Annotated in this window: 19 protein-coding genes and 1 riboswitch; of the genes, 12 read left to right on the top strand and 7 right to left on the bottom strand. The window is 42.9% G+C overall.

The features are described from left to right. Positions 1-23: 23 nt before the first annotated feature. Both I8U23_RS02035 and I8U23_RS02030 read left to right on the top strand, forming a co-directional pair. The gene (locus tag I8U23_RS02035; RefSeq protein ID WP_198050658.1) at positions 24-1109 is read left to right on the top strand and encodes a DUF2157 domain-containing protein; all 1086 of its coding nucleotides are present in this window, start codon (positions 24-26) and stop codon (positions 1107-1109) included. Beyond that, positions 1106-1657, top strand: coding sequence for a GDYXXLXY domain-containing protein (locus tag I8U23_RS02030; protein WP_138614979.1), 552 nt, complete (start codon positions 1106-1108; stop codon positions 1655-1657). Before I8U23_RS02035 ends, I8U23_RS02030 begins: the two co-directional genes overlap by 4 nt. 34 nt (positions 1658-1691) lie before the next feature. Here I8U23_RS02030 and I8U23_RS02025 read toward each other — a convergent pair whose 3' ends face one another. Further along, positions 1692-2108: a GNAT family N-acetyltransferase gene (locus tag I8U23_RS02025; RefSeq protein WP_181732147.1), complete on the bottom strand. Its 417-nt coding sequence runs from the start codon at positions 2106-2108 to the stop codon at positions 1692-1694. A gap of 105 nt (positions 2109-2213) precedes the next feature. Here I8U23_RS02025 and I8U23_RS02020 point away from each other — a divergent pair, with 105 nt between their 5' ends. Both I8U23_RS02020 and I8U23_RS02015 read left to right on the top strand, forming a co-directional pair. Further along, positions 2214-3605, top strand: a complete 1392-nt coding sequence (locus tag I8U23_RS02020; protein ID WP_198050657.1) for an aminotransferase-like domain-containing protein — start codon at positions 2214-2216, stop codon at positions 3603-3605. Positions 3606-3670: 65 nt separating this feature from the next. Next, complete coding sequence (locus I8U23_RS02015) at positions 3671-4435, top strand: MerR family transcriptional regulator (RefSeq protein WP_198050656.1); 765 nt, start codon at positions 3671-3673, stop codon at positions 4433-4435. Between the two features lie 78 nt (positions 4436-4513). Here the strand turns inward: I8U23_RS02015 and lysA are convergent, their stop codons facing one another. Next, positions 4514-5830 carry a diaminopimelate decarboxylase gene (gene lysA, locus I8U23_RS02010; RefSeq protein ID WP_198050655.1) on the bottom strand — a complete coding sequence of 439 codons (1317 nt, stop codon included), beginning with the start codon at positions 5828-5830 and terminating at the stop codon, positions 4514-4516. A gap of 101 nt (positions 5831-5931) precedes the next feature. Beyond that, positions 5932-6123, bottom strand: a riboswitch (Lysine riboswitch). Positions 6124-6299: 176 nt separating this feature from the next. On the opposite strand from lysA, the gene I8U23_RS02005 reads away from it, so the two are divergent. The 5 genes from I8U23_RS02005 to I8U23_RS01985 all read left to right on the top strand — a co-directional run bounded on the left by I8U23_RS02005 (position 6300) and on the right by I8U23_RS01985 (position 14963). Further along, a complete protein-coding gene (locus tag I8U23_RS02005; RefSeq protein ID WP_198050654.1) occupies positions 6300-7202 on the top strand; it encodes a cation diffusion facilitator family transporter in 903 nt (300 codons plus the stop codon). Positions 7203-7373: 171 nt separating this feature from the next. Beyond that, positions 7374-7640: a hypothetical protein gene (locus tag I8U23_RS02000; RefSeq protein ID WP_062843011.1), complete on the top strand. Its 267-nt coding sequence runs from the start codon at positions 7374-7376 to the stop codon at positions 7638-7640. 574 nt (positions 7641-8214) lie between these two features. Further along, a complete protein-coding gene (locus I8U23_RS01995; protein WP_198050653.1) occupies positions 8215-9348 on the top strand; it encodes a restriction endonuclease-related protein in 1134 nt (377 codons plus the stop codon). Then, positions 9341-12604 carry a pPIWI_RE_Z domain-containing protein gene (locus I8U23_RS01990; protein WP_062843009.1) on the top strand — a complete coding sequence of 1088 codons (3264 nt, stop codon included), beginning with the start codon at positions 9341-9343 and terminating at the stop codon, positions 12602-12604. The genes I8U23_RS01995 and I8U23_RS01990 overlap by 8 nt, the downstream gene beginning before the upstream one ends. Continuing rightward, positions 12549-14963 carry a pPIWI_RE module domain-containing protein gene (locus I8U23_RS01985; RefSeq protein WP_062843008.1) on the top strand — a complete coding sequence of 805 codons (2415 nt, stop codon included), beginning with the start codon at positions 12549-12551 and terminating at the stop codon, positions 14961-14963. The genes I8U23_RS01990 and I8U23_RS01985 overlap by 56 nt, the downstream gene beginning before the upstream one ends. A 190-nt stretch (positions 14964-15153) precedes the next feature. On the opposite strand, the gene I8U23_RS01980 is transcribed toward I8U23_RS01985, so the two are convergent. The 5 genes from I8U23_RS01980 to I8U23_RS01960 form a co-directional block, all read right to left on the bottom strand. Continuing rightward, a complete protein-coding gene (locus I8U23_RS01980; RefSeq protein WP_181732141.1) occupies positions 15154-16068 on the bottom strand; it encodes a DMT family transporter in 915 nt (304 codons plus the stop codon). Between the two features lie 70 nt (positions 16069-16138). After that, positions 16139-16321: a DUF896 domain-containing protein gene (locus tag I8U23_RS01975; protein WP_037994442.1), complete on the bottom strand. Its 183-nt coding sequence runs from the start codon at positions 16319-16321 to the stop codon at positions 16139-16141. Positions 16322-16492: 171 nt separating this feature from the next. Next, complete coding sequence (locus I8U23_RS01970; RefSeq protein ID WP_198050652.1) at positions 16493-16828, bottom strand: DMT family transporter; 336 nt, start codon at positions 16826-16828, stop codon at positions 16493-16495. 15 nt (positions 16829-16843) lie between these two features. Beyond that, on the bottom strand, positions 16844-17392 hold the full coding sequence (locus I8U23_RS01965; RefSeq protein ID WP_198050651.1) for a DMT family transporter: 549 nt from the start codon (positions 17390-17392) through the stop codon (positions 16844-16846). 95 nt (positions 17393-17487) lie between these two features. Further along, a complete protein-coding gene (locus tag I8U23_RS01960; RefSeq protein WP_037994442.1) occupies positions 17488-17670 on the bottom strand; it encodes a DUF896 domain-containing protein in 183 nt (60 codons plus the stop codon). An 81-nt stretch (positions 17671-17751) separates the two neighbouring features. On the opposite strand from I8U23_RS01960, the gene I8U23_RS01955 reads away from it, so the two are divergent. The 3 genes from I8U23_RS01955 to I8U23_RS01945 are packed head-to-tail and all read left to right on the top strand — an operon-like array spanning position 17752 to position 19958. Beyond that, on the top strand, positions 17752-18408 hold the full coding sequence (locus tag I8U23_RS01955) for a YneB family resolvase-like protein (protein WP_049720104.1): 657 nt from the start codon (positions 17752-17754) through the stop codon (positions 18406-18408). Between the two features lie 2 nt (positions 18409-18410). Further along, entirely contained in the window at positions 18411-19481 is a 1071-nt protein-coding gene (locus tag I8U23_RS01950) for a M42 family metallopeptidase (protein ID WP_037994444.1), read from the top strand. A gap of 12 nt (positions 19482-19493) precedes the next feature. Then, positions 19494-19958, top strand: a complete 465-nt coding sequence (locus I8U23_RS01945; RefSeq protein ID WP_037994446.1) for a pyridoxamine 5'-phosphate oxidase family protein — start codon at positions 19494-19496, stop codon at positions 19956-19958. The last annotated feature ends 23 nt before the right edge of the window (positions 19959-19981 follow it).

Below are 19981 nucleotides of genomic sequence, written 5' to 3'. Positions count from 1 at the left end.
AAGCATGGAGGGGGGATGCCAAGTTGCACAAAAAGAAAATCATTTCTTCATCAAAGTACCAGTGGCTCCGGATGGAACTTTCCCGTTTCGAAGAAGCCGGAATCATCGATGCTTCGCAAGTTCAACAGATTTTGTCTTCTTATGAGGTTAAACGGAAAGGGAATGCCGGTTTTATCCGCATCTTGTCCATTTTGGGATCCGTTTTGATCGGTGCGGGCATTCTCAGTTTTATCGCCGGGAATTGGGAGGTACTTCCCCGGACGGTAAAATTTCTGCTGATTTTGTCCGGACTTACGGGCGCTTATTTCACCGGCTGGAAACTGAAAGATTCCTATCCCAAAACTTCCAAAAGCTTTTATTATATCGGCGCGGCAATATACGGAGCAGGGATTTTTCTCGTGGGTCAGATGTTTCACAGCTCATCGCCTTATCAACAGGCCTTTTTGGTTTGGGCCCTCGGGACCGTACCGTTGGCACTCTACTTAAAAGACCGTTGGGTGATGATCCTGTCCATTGTGTTTATCGGCATTTATACCTCGCCGGCTTGGGATGCATCCGTGCCGTATCCTTTCTGGGTTTGGGTTTTTATTCCGCTTTTTTACGGATGCAATGAGCGCTGGTTGAACCGAAACCGTCAAGTGTTTTTCTTTGCCAATGCACTTTTGATCCTCACGATCTGGGCGACTTTCGTCCGGTGGGAATGGCACGGGGGAGTCATTGCGTTCATTTTGTTATTGCTGGGAGCAGGCATGACGTTTCTCAACATCCGGCCTTATGCGGAGGTGTTGAAACAGCAAGGAGCCCTCATTCACGGGGTTGCTGCCATTGTACTTACTTATCCGGACTTTTGGGAAATGTGGGGGGGAGTGTTTCATGCCCCGCTTTTGGGATATGCAGTCGCAGTGGCTTATCTTGCCTTTTTGATTTTTTTGCTCAGAAAGAAACAGCTTTCGGCTGTGGTGATTTCCTGTGCACTCATTTTTCGGTTCTATCTGGACTTATCTATCGAATTTCTTCCCAAGTCACTCTATTTCTTGATCGGCGGCATTTTGCTCATTCTCAGCGGTTATTGGATTGAAAAAAGCCGGAAAAGGGGGGGAGGGAAATGAAAAACATCCCCAACCGGTGGTTTTGGATCGTTCTTCTCATTCCGGTCGTTTCCCTGGTTTCCATGACCGTGCAACCATTGCTTGCTTTCATGAGTGGCGAACAGGTTACGCTCAAAACCATCCCGGTGGATCCGAAAGATTTGTTTTACGGGGACTATGTCCGGTTAAAATTGGAGATTGAGGAAGTGGACCGTTCCCGCTTTGATCCGCAGCTCGCACAGAAGGCTGCCCACCATCTGCCTGACCCGGGCATCCCGGTTTACGTCTCCCTAAAACCCAAGGGGAATCACTACATCGTGGACCGGGTTTCTGAAAAGAAGCCGCCCGGTGGCTTGTATCTGAAAGGAACGCTTCAAAAACCGGTGTTTCCCTTTCGGGATGGAGAGAAATACCGGGTGGATTATCATTTGGACCGCTATTATGTCGAGGAAGGATCCGGAGAAAAGTGGGAAGCCTTGGCCCAAAATGGCGGAGTTCTGGTTGAAGTCAAAGTGAAAAACGGTTACGGGGTGATCGTCGGAATCAAAGAAAGCCCCGGCAAATCATGAAAAACACGAGCGATTTCCCGCTCGTGTTTTTGGTTTAATCGACGGATTTTTTCCTTCTCATCAATTCTTCCCGTTTAAATCCAAACCGTTCATAAAGACCGTGCGCATCCCGGGTTGCCAAAATCATGCTGGTATCCCGCACAGCCTCATGTGATAGGAGGAATTTCAGCATCCATTTGGCCAATCCTTGCCGGCGATGATCCGGATGAATGATGACGTCACAAATCCAGGAAAAAGTGGCATAATCCGTTACCACCCGCATGAAACCCACTTGTCCTTCTTCTCCGTAGACGCCGAAACACAATGAATTTTCCATGCTTTTTACAATGGTTTCTTTGGTCCGGTGTCCGGCCCAATAAGTGGTTTGCAACAAACGGCAGACGGCATCCACATCCAACAAATCCTTCTGGTCACTGATCCAATAGGGTAATGTTTCGTGTCTCCATTCCATCTGTATCCCTCCCGGAAATTCCCCTTCAGTATAATGGATGTAAATGAGTTAAAAAATGCTTAATTTTCTTATCTGTACCGGTACACAAGATGGAGGGAAGAAACCATGGCGGAAAGGAAATATGAAATGATTAAAAATGCGATAAAGAAAGAACTTCAGTCCGGAGCGCTGCAACCTGGCAAAAAATTGCCTTCCATCCGTTCGCTGTCCGCCAGGTTTTCCTGCAACAAAAACACGGTGATCCGCGCTTACCAAGAGCTTGAAAAAGAACATTTGATTTATTCCGTTCCCAAAAGCGGTTACTATTCCATCCGCCGCCCCGGAGTGCCCGACGAGGATGAAGCTGCGGAATTCATTGATTTTTCTTCAGCCAATCCGGATCCGGAAATCATGCCATACAAAGATTTTCAACATTGTCTGAACCGTGCCATTGAACTGTATCAGGATGAACTCTTCACCTATTCCGATCCACAGGGGTTTTTGTCTTTGCGCAAAGAATTGGTCAAACATCTGGCGGATTATCAGATTTTCACCCGTCCGGAACAGGTTTCGATTGTCTCCGGATCCCAGCAAGCCCTGAATTTGTTGGCCATGATGCCTTTCCCCAACGGAAAAAATGTGATTTTGGTGGAACAGCCAACCTATCATGGGATGATTCGGATTATTGATGCACTCGGTTTAACAGCCATTGGCATCCGGCGAACCAAAAAAGGGATTGATCTTGATGAGTTGGAATGCCATTTCCGTAACAATCAAATTAAGTTTTTCTATACCATGCCGCGTTTTCACAACCCGCTTGGCACAAGTTATGACCAGGAAGTGAAAAAGCAGATCGCTAAACTGGCTGCAAAATATGATGTCTACATTGTGGAGGATGATTATTTGCTGGACTTGGAAACGGATCCCAAGAACGATCCCGTTTTCAGTTATGATTTGTCCGGTCATACCATTTATCTGAAAAGCTTTTCCAAAGTCATGTTGCCGGGGCTGAGGATGGGGGCGATCCTTCTTCCGTCCATTCTGACAGAAAGCTTCCGCCTGTTTAAATCTGCCTGTGACATCAGTTCGGCCACACTGTCCCAAGCTGCTTTGGAAATCTATTTAAAATGCGGCATGCATTCCCGTCACACTGCGTCGATGCGAGATCTTTACCAAAAACGGATGAAAATTCTCAAAGAAGTGTGTGATCTGCATCTCCCCCCGGAGATGAACGTAGCCGCGGAAACAGGCGGCATTTTCGGGCAATTGGATCTCCCAAAGCAACTGCCGGCCAAAGAATGGATTGCCTGCTTGAGGCAACACCATATCCTTGTCTCATCCATTGACCATTGTTTCCTGAAAACCTTCCCGAAAGTGAACGGATTCCGGTTAAGCATCATACAAACCGACAAAACTCAAATTGAAAAAGGCATTCGCATAATGGGAGAAGTGTACAAAAAACAGTTGAAATCCAAATCAAGCGCCTTCCCGCACAAAACAGTGATTCATTGGATATGACAGAAAAAATGATTGACCTTGACGCATACGTCAAGGTGTACAGTGAAGATGCAGGAGGTGAAATCATGGAATACACCGTGCAGAAATTGCCCCGGTTGGCCGGAGTCAGCACACGGACCCTTCGTTACTATGATGAGATCGGAATCTTGAAACCTGCACGGATCAATTCATCCGGGTACCGAATTTACGGCCCGAAAGAAGTGGACCGTCTGCAGCAAATTTTGTTTTACAAGGAGCTCGGGGTGAAACTGGATGTCATTAAAGAGATCATCACGTCCCCGGACTATGACGGGCTCAAAGCGCTACACGAACACCGTCGGCAACTGATGCAAAAACGGGAACATCTGGACCGTTTGATTGCCAATGTGGAAAAAACCATTGATGCGATGGAGGGGAGAGGAACCATGACGGATCAAGAGAAATTTGAAGCTTTCAAAAAACGGATGGTTGAAGAAAATGAAGAAAAGTACGGGGAAGAGATCCGAGAAAAATATGGAGACGAGGTGGTCAATCGCTCCAATGAAAAACTGCTTCGGATGACCAAAGAAGAGTACGAAAAAATGCAACGTTTGAATGATGAGATTTTTGAAACGCTGACCCGGGCTTATCAGCAGAGAGACCCGGCCGGGGATCTGGCCCAAAAAGCGGCGGATCTGCATAAACAATGGCTGATGTTTTCTTGGAGTGATTACAGCAAGGAAGCTCATGCCAACCTTGCGCAAATGTATGTGGTTGATGAACGTTTTAAAGCCTACTATGAGAAGGAACCGGGGATGACCGAGTTCTTGAGAGACGCCATTTTCATCTATACCGGCATGCACAAAGTATAAAGGATGCAAGCCCGTCATGACACATCCCGATGACCAACGGATTCCGGCTGGATCATCGGGATGTTTTTCAGTAATCGTTTATGAAGTGGCATAAACTTCTTTTCTCAAGTCTTTTCGAATCAAATCATCATAGGTTTCGCGTTCAATCACGACACGCGGTGTTCCGTTTTTGACAAAGACGACGGCCGGACGGGGAAGACGGTTATAGTTGCTTGCCATTGAATATCCGTAGGCGCCGGTGGAAAAGATGGCCAACAGGTCATTGCTGCTGACTTTCGGCAAACAAATATCCTGAATTAAAAGATCGCCTGATTCACAACACTTTCCGGCAATGGTGACCGTCTCTTCCAAAGCGGCATCCGCTTTGTTGGCCAAAACGGCATGATATTTGGCTTGGTAAAGAGCGGGGCGGATGTTGTCCGTCATGCCGCCGTCAATGGAAACATATTTGCAGATTCCAGGAATTTGCTTGATGGCGCCGATCCGGTAAATCGTGATCCCGGCATTTCCCACAATGCTGCGCCCGGGTTCCACCCATATTTCCGGGATGTTCAATCCCCGTTCATTCCATGCTTTTTTCACTTCTTCCGTGATGGCTTGTACATAATGTTCAATCGGAAGCGGCCGGTCTTCATCGGTATATTGAATCCCAAACCCGCCGCCGACATTTAAAACTTTTACTTCAAAGCCGGTTTCGGCGCGGATCTCATCCAGATGCTTCCGAATCATTTGAATCGATTGAATAAAGCCTTCCGTTTCGAAAATTTGCGATCCGATGTGGACATGAACTCCCAGCAATTCATAACAGGGTTTGGCCAACGCCCGTTTGACCGCCATCAAAGATTGCCCGTGTTTGACACTGAAGCCGAATTTGGAATTTTCCTGGCCGGTGGTGATGTATTCATGCGTATGGACTTCAATACCGGGGGTCAACCGGAGCAAAATTTTCACGTTTTTGCGGTACGCTTCGGCCAAGTCATGAAGCATCTCCAGTTCAAAAAAGTTATCGACGACAAAACAGCCGATGTCAGCTTCCAGAGCCATCCGGAGTTCTGCTTCCGATTTGTTGTTCCCGTGAAAATGAATGCGATCTGCAGGAAAGCCGGCCTGAAGGGCCGTATAAAGTTCACCGCCGGATACGACATCCAGCGAAAGGTTTTCTTCATGTGCCAATTCCGCCATGGCCAAACAACTGAACGCTTTACTTGCATAGGCCACTTGGTGGGGACAACCGCTTTTTTGAAAAGCCAGCAAAAAACGTCTCGCATTTTGGCGGATTTGCATTTCATCATACACAAACAGCGGCGTGCCGAATTGTTCCGCCAGTTTGACCGTGTCACATCCGCCGATTTCCAAATGGCCGGAGTTGTTAATCCTCAAGTGATGCAAAAACATATAAAAAAACCTCCTAATCAACTGGTGTTAGGAGAGACAGGCAAGGGCAGAATCCCCATCCGTGAGACGGGTCGATATTTCACCACACCATAACCATTTCTCCTAAAGATAGCGCACCACACGATTCAAGAGAAGTGAACCGTGTGACAGTCCCGTTCCTGTTCGGAGACGGGCCCAGCCTGCTTGCCCAGAGAAACAAACAGACTTCGGCGGCTTTTCCTTTCCTTCACAGTCATCGGCATCTCTGTACCTCGCGGGAAGTACTCATAAAAGCCGCAACCTCTACCTCATCACTAGTTATGATGAGGTTTTTTTCAATATGATTTTTATTGGTGATTTTAATTACGTTCCAGTATAAAGGAAAGGACACATAAATTGCAAGGAATTGTTCAGATCTTTACAAATTCAAAATGAAAAAAGCATTTTTTAGGCATAATGATAAGATAAGAAACCAAAAAAAGGTGATCGGATGAAGCTCAAATCGAAATTGCAAACCCCGATGACGGCAGCGTGGATCGGGTTGGTCAGCAATATTGCCCTGACCATTTTGAAACTGATGGTCGGCTTTCTGTTTCAAAGCCCTTCCCTGATTGCCGACGGCTTTCACAATTTGGCCGATATCGCGGCATCCGGCGCCACCTTGGGCTCCATGCGGATTTCCAAGATGCCGGCCGACCGGGAGCATCCTTACGGCCACGGGAAAGCGGAAGTAATTGCTTCCGGCATGGTCGCAATTGTGTTGCTTTTGATTTCCCTGTTTATGATTTATGAATCCGTTGCCGCCCTGTTTGGGCCGTTTGTCGAAGCGCATGTCCTTTCCTTGCTTGCCGCCGTGATTTCGCTGATTTGGAAACAAATTCTTTATGTCTATACCATCAAAATTGGAAAAAGGGTAAACAGCAAAGGATTAATCGCAACCGCATATGACCATTTGTCGGATGTCTACGCTTCCCTTGCCGCCGTGGTCGGGATTGGCCTGGCGTTATGGGGACAGCACCAGTCGGTTCCTTTTGCGGAATACGGCGATCCGTTGGCCAGTATCGTCGTTTCCCTTCTGATTTTGCGCGTTGCCATTCATATGGGAAAAGAAGCCGTCGATATTTTAATGGAACGCAACATCCCGGAAGAAGAGTTGAAGATTTACCGGGAATTAATCCTGAAGGTAGACGGCGTCAAGCGGATTGATCAATTGCGGGGCCGGGAACACGGCCATTACCGTTTGATCGATGTCCGTGTCGGGGTGCCTGCGAATTTGACGGTCAAAGAGGGGCACGATATTGCCTCGCGGGTCAAAGAAACGTTGATGAATGAATTCCAGGAAATCCAAGAAGTCTTTGTGCACGTCAATCCTTGGCAACCGCCGGAACCGTAAATTTTTCAAAGAGAACACTAGAAAGGAGAATAAAGATTCGATATACATAATAATGGGAGTGACACGGGAGGAGGGATCCGGACGATTCACTACGATTTCCATCTGACAAGGAGCGATTATTGGCTGGACAGTCCAAAAAAACCGATCGGAATTGGTGAATGGCAACAGGTTGTGGAAAAAGACTCGGAAATGAAACTGGTCAATGCCGTCGAATTAAAAACCGTCACCGGCGAAGTGATCAAGCTTGAAGACGAAGGACTTTCTTTATGGACCAACCCCGAAAACGGGGATATGACTTATTTTACATATCGCGACGGGCGGATCTCGGTGAAAAGCCCATCCGACGGCAAATTGCAGTACCAAGTCTTGCGCAAAATGAAGCAACTGGCGGAAGAATTGGAAGCCAATGTTCAAGGGGATGATGGTGAATTTTATTAATCATGCGGTGTTGCTCCCCGGAACATAAAATTCATCAAAAAAAGAAGCACTTACAAATCGAAGTGCTTCTTTTTGTTTAATAGCAATCTAATTCAACAAAAAGAGGTTAATCCAGCTATATTTATTATTAATTATTATAATAAAAATATATTATATTAAAATATATTTTATTTTTTGTATTGATTGTATGAGGATAACAAATGCATAAAAAAAATACATCTCGGATATAAGAGTAGATCATTGATAAAATGCGCACATTCGCTTTTATGAAATATTTTTTCCATTTTTTAATATTGAATTTTATATAGACTGAATATTATAATACAAAAAATATTACTAGATACAATAAAATGTTTGCATTAAAATCAATTCTAACTTTTATTAATACCTCGTTTTCTTACAACTCTGAATCTATATCATTTAGATGGATATTAATATAAAAATGGAAAGAATATTAAAAACAATATTTTAGCGAGATTTAAATTAGTCTTGAGAAATACTTGGTCACAACACACTAAAATAATCTATATATCTTGTTTTTTAATATTTTTAAATTGACGAAAGGATGTTTAGATTGAATAAATATATATCCCCAGATTTACTAAAAGAAGCTGAAGAAGTTTTAATTCACTTGGCAGCTGGAGTGATTTATCAAGAAGAAAAATTGAAACAACATACCTATAAACCAGTGACAGAACTTGAACCAAGTTTACAACGAGCTTGGGATCGACTAACTTTATTTTGTTACACACAAGAAGCAGATCCTCCAAAACATTTTCCTGAACTAATTGAGTGGTTACACTGTCCAGTTGAAAAATGGGAGGGGGTGGGTGATATCTTTAAGGAATTACAATTGTCAGGTTCCATTTTGTTTTATGGCTCACCCACTGAACTTTGTATAGAACTTGGGAAAGATTATGTTGGTTCGTCAGATCTTGAGCGTGAGATTCAAGATCGACCTATGAAAGAAATACTAAAGTATTGTTATGATAATTACCTAGTTGATGAATATAGCAAGGCGAGGAGATTTTTAGTTGAAAATCCGTTTTTGACCAGAGGTATTCCTGAAATTTTAGATTATTATAATTGGGACTCAAAAATTCAGTCCTTGTTAATTCAGTGCTATCAACCTATTCCGCCAATCTGTTTAAGATATGATAAACAACAGAAGTATATTGCATTATGCCCGCGTTGCGGATGGGCTTTGGAGTGGAAGAATAATCAATATGCACAATGCTACAGTGATTTATGTGGACGTATAATAAACATTCATGACGCAACATTTTTGGAATGTCCTCAAGAAGCAATGAGGACTATTCGTGGTATACAGTATTCAACAGTAGGTCCAGAAAAACCGCTTCTTAATTTATATAACTTAATAACAGAAAAACTAAAATTAAATGTTGAACTGTGGCCCGAGATAGATCTATTTGATCTATATATCGAATTCCCTGATGGGGAATTTTGGGCTGTTGATATGAAAGATATATTTAATCCACGAAATCTTGCGAGGATAGAAAATAGGAAAGAAAAGTCTTTTAGTACTGTGCTTTTATGGGAAAAGGCATTTTTTGTTTTTCCAACATATCGCCGGAAACCTGGTTATTTGGAAGTATTTAAGCAAACTTGGAAAGGACAAGAGAATTGTGATGCAATATTTGTTGATGATTTTATTAAACAAGTGAAAGAGAGGTTAAAACATGCGTAATTGGAAAGATTGGTTAACACCATTAAAAAATAAATTCAAAAAAATTAAGGACTTACCTTTTAGCAGAATAGAACTTGATCGTTTTTTGGAAGTGGAATTGTGTTTACGTTTACATGAAAAATTGATTCCTGATCATCATGTTTTAGATGTATATGCTTTATTATCAGGGTATCAACTTCCTAGTGTACCCAGTACTATTGAATCTAGAACAATGTGTTCAATTGCCCGCCGTCGTGTTAGATATCTACGAACTAAATCCTCATGGAGAGAGTGGTTAGAAAGGTATTGTGCATACCCAAAACATTTTAGAATGTATGATGTTAATTTAAAACAAGGGACGAGCAAGCGGATTTATGTTGCTTTTGTTCAAGATAGAGTAGTACATTATGATGAAGCATTGTGTTGCCCTGCTAGATGGAGAATTAATACAAAACATTGGGCTCAGGGTGGGGAAGAATATTACTTTACTGTTGAAGGAGAAACCGAACGAAGATATATACGATTTCCAGAAGCATTAGCAAGAAAGGTAAAAGACCATCCTAAAGTTCCTAAGGAGGTTACTTATCGAAGAAAACGATCACCTATTCAAATACATATGGATGAGTTGTTAAGTGTTGCAAAGGAATTACAAAAACAAGATCCAAAAGGTAATTGGATTTGGCGAGTTCAAAATCTTAGGTTTCACCTTGTTAAAAATGGACTTTTAATTAAAAACTCTAACCATTTTACCATTGACGGTCTATTTCACTTGGTAGGAATGGTTGGTGCAGGTAAATCAACACTGATTCACTTACTCACTTATTATCTGGTAAAGAAGAAAAAACTTCACATTACCTTGATGGTAGGGACTGTTTCGGAAGCAATTGATATGGCTGCGCAATTTACAAAACTTGGGATTTCAGCCGCGCCTGCTTTAGGAGTCAAACGCAATCAACACCGTGCAAAATATGGACAAGCGCATGTAAAAGACTTAAATCCTAAGCAATTTTTATATCAGTCGCTCAATAAGAGAGATACAGCGTATATCGCAGCCCGGTGGCTAACTGCATCTTGTGCGCTTAATGGGTTAGTAGAAAAGCCTATCCCTGTTGGTCAGGAACCATGTAACCGACTAATCAGAGATGGGAAAACTTATGACTGCCCGCTTCGCCCTATTTGTCCAGTTCATCAAGCAAATCATGATTTAGTAAATAGTCGAGTATGGATAGTAAATCCTGCTAGCTTTATATATTCTCAAGCTCCAGAAAATCTCAATCAATTAGATATGCGTTTTTTAGAAGCCATATACTATTACAGCGATTTGGTAATCATTGACGAAGCAGATCGTGTTCAAGTTTTATGGGACCGAATGTTTGCGCCAATAAATGATTTATTTGGTAAACCTGAGGCACTTTTAGATAAATTACAGATTAAATGGCATACACGTTTATCACAAACTTCTTGGAAAGACTTAATTGAGATAGGTTATCGTCAAGTAGGAGGAAACTTGTTGGAAGCAGCGCATCACGCAAGCCATTTAATGCATATGATCTTGAATAATCCCGATTTAGTAAAATGGATTAGCCAGCGTCCATTAACTAACTATATTATTATTCGAGATTTGGCAGAACAGTTTGCTAAGGATCCATATGGGAACAAAAATGAAGAAGTAGAAAAATTGCTTTTCGAAGCGTTCTCTGCATACTCCAGAAATGCTACTTCACTGCAACGAGGTGGTCGACTAGCAGAATTAGTTAATAACCCTCTTTATCTAAAAGAAGGTGTTATTCGTAATGAACTTTCACATTGGATTCAGCAGTTTCTTCCGTGGTCTTTAAAGGAGATCAAGAACAAAGATGCTTTACTGAGAAAATTAGAGTTTGGAGTTTTTTTAATCGTTATGGATGAAAAATGGGAAAATGTGTTACGAAACTGGGGGTGGATCACTAAAGAGGTAGGGGATGATGGCGATATTCCTCAAACCATTCCTACTGAGTATTCTGATCTAGTACCAGATTCACCAATTGGGTGGTTACTCGGGTATCAATATACTCAGAATGAGAAAGGTGGAGGGTTATTTAGATACATTCATTGCTTAGGGATTGGACGATGGATACTATATCATTTCCATGAAATCTTTGCGTTTATAGATGGCACCTATGGTCCACATGTATTTATTACTTCAGCTACAAGCTGGGCACCAGGATCTCCTCAATTTCACTTATCTAAGCAACCAGATGCGCTTTTAATACCTACTCATAAAGAATTAGAAGCACCTAAAATTTATTTTGAATACAAACCATTTTTTGAAAATGATAAACCTATCCGAGTATCTGGCTTTTATGGAAATCTTCGAACAGAACAAATAAAGAAATTAGCTTTACGGTTATCCATTAAACAAGGAGAAAAAGCTTCCTTCTTTCAAAGAGAATTAGATTATTGGGTAAAGCAGAATCCTGAGCAACCAAGGAAAATCTTATTAGTTGTCGGGAGTTATAAAGAAGCACGCATAATTACACATGTACTTAATGGAACTACTGAATGGAATCAACGAGTTTTATGTATGTTGCCGGATGATGATCCAGATTTGTCTTTAGACAGTATTAGCCTATCAAGAGGTGAAATTGAATCTTTTTCTTCTCGAGATGCAGATATTCTTGTTGCCCCTTTGTTGGCAATTCAGAGAGGATTTAATATATTGGATGATCACAAAGGTGCATTATTGGGATCTGCTTTTTTCCTAGTTCGTCCTTTTCCTGTTCCGGATGATATTAGTCAACATGTCATAGGAATTAATCAAAAAGCAATGCAATTAATCTTAGAAAATAAGGATCAAATTCCTTCTACATATGGAAAAGGTGCACAAGCTCTTATTAAATATCGACGTGATATGTATAAACATTGGTCTAAACGTCTAAGTTCCTTCAAGTCCAACGATAATGAATATATATATGAAGTAGCGTGGGATCAATTTGTTATCGTGTGGCAAACAGTTGGGCGATTAGTACGTGGCAATAGATCAGCACGTGTGTTTTTTGTGGATGGAGCATTTCACCAATCAAATAGTAACAGTACCTTATTTCAATGGTATAACATTTTAAATCAATATTTAGGAGATAATACACAAGCATCAGCCTTGGATATCCAGTTGGCAAAAACATTGTATGAGCCAGCATACCAGGGGCTTAAACAAATACTTTTTCAACTAGGAGGGGTAGAGGATGCAGAGTCGTTCAGTTTTAAAAGAACTTCAACCCATAGCTTGGGATATCAATGAGATCCCAAATTTTATTTCAAAGGTTTATTGTCTTAAACTTCCAGATCAATGGAAAGACATTATAAATCACTTAATACAAATAAATAGAGAAAAAGATTTTGTCCCCACCCGAAGTCTTCAAGCTGCTTTATTAGCAGGTGCACCCGAAATTATTGATTTCAATTATTATGCATTTAAAAACAACACTACATATTGGCTTATTTCTGATCAAAACTTCCATACAATTGATGTGAACAATCTTGTTAGTCTAATACGTCAATGGATCTACTTTGAATTTCCTGGTAAGCAAGCACACGCCTTTGCTCAAAGATTAAATACAAATGGGATAAAATGGGAGGTGGTTGACGTACGTACACTTCCTGAAAGTATGTTAAAAAGAATTTTACCACAGCTTATTGTTCGTGAACTTATACGAAGGGAATACCGCGATCCGCAAAATGGTCGTCTTTTTCAAATTGTGCCTCCGTTAAACACAAGACAAGCTGCTGAAATAGTAAGTTGGGAACCATCACGTATGCCGGAAAATCCTGATTTTTCAGCACACTCTTATAAATTAACTTTTAGTGTAGGACGAATGTTAGGAAAATCATCTCTCCAACTTTTTGTTGATCTCGGTTTAAGAAGATGGGTTGGAGAGCCATTACTAACTGATACAGTTAACCATTTACCTTGGAAAATTAACCAAAGCGTTTATCTGGCAAGACAATCAATTAGTTGGCTTAGTGATCTTCCCCAAGAAAGTACATTCATCCAACTACAGTTAAGAAAAGAATCCAAAGATTTTGTTCGATGGGAGAATCGAATTCCTGAATTTCTTAATCGAATTAACTCAGCTGATCAAAATAAAATTCCTGATATTAAAGAACTTTTAGTAAATCCCCAAAAATTCCAACCAGATGTTTTAATTGTTTATGATCAGAGGATGGGGATTAGCCATCCCGTTGGTTCTGGAGTTACAGCAAACGACAGAAAGGATTTCTTTGAGTCGCTAAATAATGCTCTATATTCGATTTTTAACTTTTCACCTTCGTCTAAATGGATACGTCAACGAACACTTCGTCAACAAAAACTGTTAACTGACTCAAAACAACCCATAAATCAAAAAGCAGTAATAGAGATTTGGTCAAACGATGCTGATCGTTGGGAAGAGTTAATTAAAGAAGAAATAAATGATGATCAGAACAAAGATAAGTTACAAATTGTCAAACGTGAACCTCACCCTATTACAAATTTACTTGATTTTGATCCAGAAGATCCAAATCAACAACTTAAAAATGCTATTCAATATCGTATTGATACAATAAGTAAACTGTTTGAAAAACCAAAAAACAGAACCGGTATTTTAATTGAAATGCCTAATTATAATAAAATGTTTGTCCGTACCAAGGACGCTAATCGTGATCCCAAAAGCTCTGTTCGATATGGTTTGGCGATAACTGGTAGACTCACGCAATTTATTACACCAGAATATGCGGAACCTAAGAGTTACGAAGAGCGGATAAAGATGGCAATTAATGATTTATTAAGAAGACAAATGCAATGGAAAAGAAACACTTTATATACCGGCTATAAAAAAACTTCGTTACCTAAACAATTAGACTTATTAGCTTTTTGGGTGATTAACAAGAGAAGAAAGAGAGGGAACTTGACAATTCCATTGGTTGGTTATGCACCGTCAAATGATACTCAGATTAAGGTTTGCTTACCTGGGGAGAATGGAAATGAATGGCAATATTATTCCGAAGCATTATTGAAAATAACACAGATTCAAACTAATTTTGATGGAGAAGGAATTCATGAATTCTTTAAACAAGCAATTGAAGAATTAGACATTAAAAATCCAGCACTTTTGCTATTGGATGAGAGAAACTTACGGAAATATTGGCCTAAGCTCAATAATGAAGAGTTAATATTTGATGATCAGAATTACAAAATCTATGATGATTTTCTTCACCATTCAGAGTTAAGAATTGTTAAGCTACGTTTTTCAGAAGAGAAACCTCTTTCGATCCCAATTGCAAGCCCTACCCGAGAAGTAAGTAAATATCAAGGATTGTTTGCTCCTGAAAATGGACCTGATAATGTATTTTATTCGTTTCAAGAAAAACCAGTTACTGCCGAAAAAATTAAAACAGGATTGAGACATAGAGATGCGATGCATAAACATTATTGGAATTCAGTAACTGCTGAAATTATATTGTTAAATCTTAAAAAAGGGGATAATCCTGCAGAATGGGCTTTTGTTGTGCATTCACTTCGAAAAAGTTCAGAACATATAGACTCAGCAACTCGATTGCCAGAGCCTTTATACTCTCTTAAATGTATGGAAGAATATGTTATTCCAGAAGAGTTATTATAAATATATTTAATCCTCCCTTGGAGATAGGAGTGTCTTCTGGTGCTGGTTTTAAAAAGTTTTATAAGCTTCCTGCATTCCCCTGAGATGATATTAAGAACAAACAAGTTCAGTGTCAATTAATATGTTAATATGAAAAGTCTCTCACAATAAAAAAAGGTCCTAACAGGACCCCTTATTTTAGCAGCTAAACTTATTCCCATTCTTCACGCAGCCGTTTTGGCTGTTTCTTTTTTGTTTTGTCCATGGATGAAAGTGCGACGCCGGCGATGATCAAGAAGGCACCCGGATAGAAGTTCCACGTGAGTTTCTCATTTAACAACCAGGCTCCGAGCAGGGTGCCGACAACAGGCTGGCAAAAGAAAAACAGGGACCCGACGGAGGCGTCGATATATTCAAATCCCTTGTTCCACAAATAAAAAGCCAGAGCAGTCGAAATGATTCCCAAATACAAGATGCCCAGCCATATTCCCCGGTCCGTCGGCCAGGTCCCCCCTTTGGCATGCCATTCCCACCAGCTGATGGGAAACGTAAAAATCACGCCAAACAGGTTGGACCAGAAGGTCACGGTCAGAGAAGAATATTTGAGCGTTTGCACCCGGCTCAATACGGTATAAAGCGCCCAAGTGACCGCGGCGCCGAACAAGATCAGATTGCCAGTGAAGGTGGAAGAGCCGGTTTCCGACGGATAACCGATGACAAGGATCACCCCGACGGTTGCGATGACCAGCGCTGCTCCTTTGCGAAAACCGGGTCTTTCGCGCAACAGTTTCCAGGCGAAAACGGATATAAGTGCCGGGGAAGCGGAAGTAATCAGCGATCCCAGGGAAGCCCCGGACAAATGCGTGCCGACGAATTGCAATCCGATGGAACCGGTATAGCCGATCAAACCGATCAAGGCCATCTGTTTCACATCGCGGCGTGCAATTTTCCATTCACGGGCCAAAAAAGCCCAAGCCCCTAACACACTCAAACCGATAACAAAACGCATCTCCAACAAAACCCAAGGAGGAACGGTATTTAAAACCACTTTGCTTACCACATACATTCCGCCCCAAATGGAAGCGGCGGCACTTAAGCAAAGGGGACCGGGCCACCATTTTTTCATCTTGCTTTCCTCCTTGCCAAAAGTCTCATGGTGGGAAGAGAATGCAATATAATGGAAAATAAATCCCTCATCAATGTTTGGGTTCATCCACAAAGCGCACCCGGGACAATTGCTGTTTCACTTGTCCCCGGATCGCTTTCAGGTAAATTTGATACAGCTTGGCTTGTTCCTTTTTTTCTTCCTCTGTCAAGCCCTGCGTTCTTTTTTTGCGAGCCAGTTCATTGATTCGCTGTATGAGTTGTTCATTGATCACTCCAATCACTCCTTCTTGTTCACTGTACCGAATTCAACGAGGTCTGGCAAGAATGCGAACGGGAAACCGGCCGGGAGGATATCCAATGTTCCGTGTCACTTCACGGCACTTAAATTCCATAAAAAAGAAGCACTTCGATTTGTAAGTGCTTCTTTTTGGACCACGGTGCTTTCACGGAGCCGTTTTGGTTGTTTCTTTTTTTGTTTTGTCCATGGATAAAAGCACGACACCGGTGATGATCAAAAATGCACCCGGGTAGAAGTTCCATGTGAGTTTCTCATTTAACAGCCAAACACCCAGCAACATGCCGACAACGGGCTGGAAAATAAAAACCGGGGACCCGACGGAGGCGCCGATATATTCAAATCCCTTGTTCCACAAATAAAAAGCGAGAGCAACCGAAATGATTCCCAAATACAAGATGCCCAGCCATATTCCCCGGTCCGTCGGCCAGGTCCCCCCTTTGGCATGCCATTCCCACCAGCTGATGGGAAACGTAAAAATCACGCCAAACAGGTTGGATCAGAAGGTCACGGCGAGTGAAGAATACTTTAAAGCTAATCCCCGATGGAACACCGTATACATGGCCCAAGTGATCGCGGCACTAAATAAAAACAGATGACCCGCGAAAGAAGTGAAATTTTCGAACGGAAGTCCAATTACAATGAAGATACCGACGATCGTAATGGCCAGAGCGGTTCCTTGGCGCAAATTTGTTTTTTCACGCAGTGTTGACCATGTGAAAACGCTGATGAATGCAGGGAAAGCGGAAGTGATCAAGGCACCTGAGGCTGCGCCGGATAAATCAGTGCCAACGAATTGCATACCGATCGAATAAGTATAACCGATCAAACCGAGCAAGGCCATTTCTTTCACATCGCGGCGGGCGATTTTCCATTCACGGGCCAAAAAAGCCCATACCCCCACCACGCATAAACTGATGACAAAACACATCTCCGACAAAACCCAAGGAGGCATGGCGTACAGAACCATTTTGCTTACCACATACATTCCGCCCCAGATGGAAGCGGCGGCACTTAAGCAAAGGGGACCGAGCCACCATTTTTTCATCTTGCTTTCCTCCTGCCAAAAAACTCTGCCGGTTTGACTGCGGTCTCATTGTGGGAAGAAAGAATGTACAATATAATGGAAATCGAAACCATTCATCAATGTTTGGGTTCATCCACAAAGCGCACCCGGGACAACTGCTGTTTCACTTGTCCCCGGATCGCTTTCAGGTAAATTTGATACAGCTTGGCTTGTTCCTTTTTTTCTTCCTCTGTCAAACCCTGCGTTCTTTTTTTGCGGGCCAGTTCATTGATTCGCTGTATGAGTTGTTCATTGATCACTCCAATCACTCCTTCTTGTTCACTGTACCGAATTCAACGAAGTCTGGCAAGAATGTGAGAGGATGAGAAGAGAGATTAGCTATGAAAGCGATCATTTATGCGAGAGTCAGCACACAAAAAGAAGAACAGGAAACCAGCCTTGAAAGGCAAGTGGAAGTTTTGACCGAATGGGCAAAAATATTAAAAATGGATGTGTGTCAGGTGATTAAGGAGCAACACAGCGGGTTCGATTTAAACCGGCCGGGGTTGTATCAAATGTTTGAGACGATTAAAAAGGAGAAAGCAAACGCCATTTTGATCCAGGATGACACCCGCTTGGGACGGGGAGAAGCAAAATTGGCGATTATCCATCAGCTGGACCGTTCCGGTTGCCGCATCTATTCCAAACAGCATCAGGGCGAGTTGGAATTGGAAGCCGGGGAATCCACCGTGCTTGCCATCATCGCCAAAGTCGAAGAATTGCAACGGAAAATGATGAACCAGAAGATCAGTTGGGGAATGAGACGCGCCATCCGGGAGAAAGGATACAATCCGGCGAAAAATCTTAAGAACCAGGGAATGGGAGGAAGAGAACGGAAAGAACTTCCGGTGGAACAAATCGTGGCATTGAAAGAAAAAAATCTGACATTCGAAGAAATCGCCGCAACGTTGAAAGGTTTTGGCTATCCGGTTTCCCGCGCAACCGTTCACCGGCGATATCAAGAATGGAAAAATCAACAAGAAAAGATGGAGGAGTAACCATGGCTGAAGTCAATTTGGATATTTACAAAGAGTTGACACAAATCCCCGGCACTTCCGGCTTTGAACATGAAGTGCGCCAGTGGATGCGTTCTTACATAACCCCGTTGGCGGATGAAGTCCTGACCGATCGGTTGGGAGGCATTTTCGGAGTCAAAAAAGGAAACGCTCCGGACCCGAAAGTGTTGGTCGCCGGCCATATGGATGAAGTCGGGTTTATGATCACCAAAATCACTTCCAACGGATTTCTCAAATTTCAAACTCTGGGCGGATGGTGGTCACAAGTCATGCTTTCGCAACGTGTGGAAATTGTGACCCGCACCGGCAAACGAATCCCCGGTGTCATCGGTTCCACCCCGCCGCATCTGCTCAGTTTGGAACAACGCCGCAAACCGATGGAAATCTCCCAGATGTTTATCGATATCGGAGCCGACAGCGATGAAGAGGCAAAGAGCTGGGGAGTCAGAGTCGGGGACTTTGCGGTGCCGCATTGTGACTTTGTGGAAATGGAAGGCGGAAAACGCCTGTTGAGCAAAGCTTGGGACAATCGTTTGGGCTGCGGATTGGCGGTGGAATTGTTGCAAGAATTGCAAAACGAGAAGCACCCCAACACCTTGTATGCCGGCGCCACGGTGCAAGAGGAAGTCGGCACCCGGGGAGCGGCAACGGCTGCCAAAATGATTGATCCTGATGTCTTTTTTGCCGTGGATGTCGGTCCCGCCGGTGACACTCCCGGAGTGAAAGACGGGTTTGGCGAAATCGGAAAAGGGGTCGTGATCCGGATTTATGACCGCTCGATGATTCCGCTGCCGGCCATGCGGGACTTCTTGCTGGACACCGCGGAATCCAATGACATTCCATATCAATTCTTTGTCTCGCAAGGAGGGACGGATGCCGGACGCGTCCATCAAACCGGAATCGGAGTGCCGTCGGCCGCCATCGGGATTTGCGGACGCTACATTCATTCCAACATAACCATTGTCGATAAAGAGGACATCGCGGCAGCCAAAGAATTTGCCGTCAAACTGATCAAAAACCTTAACCGTTCCACATACCAATCTTTGCTTGCCTGAGAAAGGGAAGGGATGATGAGTCAAACCGCCATTTCCGAAGAACTGTTTTGCTTTTTGGATGGAAACGACTTGGAAGACAAAACACGGGAGGCCATGATGCTGCTTTCGGTCAGCGAAGACGGCTGGCCGCATGCTGCTATGGTCAGTGTGGGGGAAGTGGTTGCTTTAAACCATGAGGAATTGAGAATTGCCCTCTGGCCAAAGACCCATACCGTCGCCAATTTAAAACGAACCCAACAAGCAACCTTGGTCGCCGTCCACAAAGGAAAAGTGCACTATGTCCGGCTGGCGATCAAACCGCTGCCCGCCTTGAAGGATGACAAACACAACCGGGAGCGGTTTGCGGCCAAGGTGGTTTCCGTTAAAGAGGATACAGCCAAATACGCTGAGATTACTTCAGGCATCCGCTTTGATTTATATGATCCGGAATCCGTTGTCCGGCGGTGGACCGAAACGGTATCCGGGTTGAAGAAATAGAAGACCCACTTTCAGGGTCTTTT

Source organism: Thermoactinomyces sp. CICC 10735 (genome assembly GCF_016055175.1).
GTDB lineage: Bacteria > Bacillota > Bacilli > Thermoactinomycetales > Thermoactinomycetaceae > Thermoactinomyces > Thermoactinomyces vulgaris.
The sequence above is the reverse complement of the archived record's forward strand: the minus strand, read 5'-3'. Positions and strand labels throughout refer to the sequence as shown.

Bases quoted from the DNA above. Each gene is read 5' to 3' on its own strand.
- I8U23_RS01945 (WP_037994446.1), top strand. From the start codon at position 19,494: ATGATGAGTCAAACCGCCATTTCCGAAGAACTGTTTTGCTTTTTGGAT.
- I8U23_RS01980 (WP_181732141.1), bottom strand. From the start codon at position 16,068: ATGAAAAAATGGTGGCCCGGTCCCCTTTGCTTAAGTGCCGCCGCTTCC.
- I8U23_RS02020 (WP_198050657.1), top strand. From the start codon at position 2,214: ATGGCGGAAAGGAAATATGAAATGATTAAAAATGCGATAAAGAAAGAA.
- I8U23_RS01950 (WP_037994444.1), top strand. From the start codon at position 18,411: ATGGCTGAAGTCAATTTGGATATTTACAAAGAGTTGACACAAATCCCC.
- I8U23_RS01985 (WP_062843008.1), top strand. From the start codon at position 12,549: ATGCAGAGTCGTTCAGTTTTAAAAGAACTTCAACCCATAGCTTGGGAT.
- I8U23_RS02015 (WP_198050656.1), top strand. From the start codon at position 3,671: ATGGAATACACCGTGCAGAAATTGCCCCGGTTGGCCGGAGTCAGCACA.
- I8U23_RS02030 (WP_138614979.1), top strand. From the start codon at position 1,106: ATGAAAAACATCCCCAACCGGTGGTTTTGGATCGTTCTTCTCATTCCG.
- I8U23_RS01955 (WP_049720104.1), top strand. From the start codon at position 17,752: ATGAAAGCGATCATTTATGCGAGAGTCAGCACACAAAAAGAAGAACAG.
- I8U23_RS01990 (WP_062843009.1), top strand. From the start codon at position 9,341: ATGCGTAATTGGAAAGATTGGTTAACACCATTAAAAAATAAATTCAAA.
- I8U23_RS02005 (WP_198050654.1), top strand. From the start codon at position 6,300: ATGAAGCTCAAATCGAAATTGCAAACCCCGATGACGGCAGCGTGGATC.
- I8U23_RS02025 (WP_181732147.1), bottom strand. From the start codon at position 2,108: ATGGAATGGAGACACGAAACATTACCCTATTGGATCAGTGACCAGAAG.
- I8U23_RS01965 (WP_198050651.1), bottom strand. From the start codon at position 17,392: ATGAAAAAATGGTGGCTCGGTCCCCTTTGCTTAAGTGCCGCCGCTTCC.
- lysA (WP_198050655.1), bottom strand. From the start codon at position 5,830: ATGTTTTTGCATCACTTGAGGATTAACAACTCCGGCCATTTGGAAATC.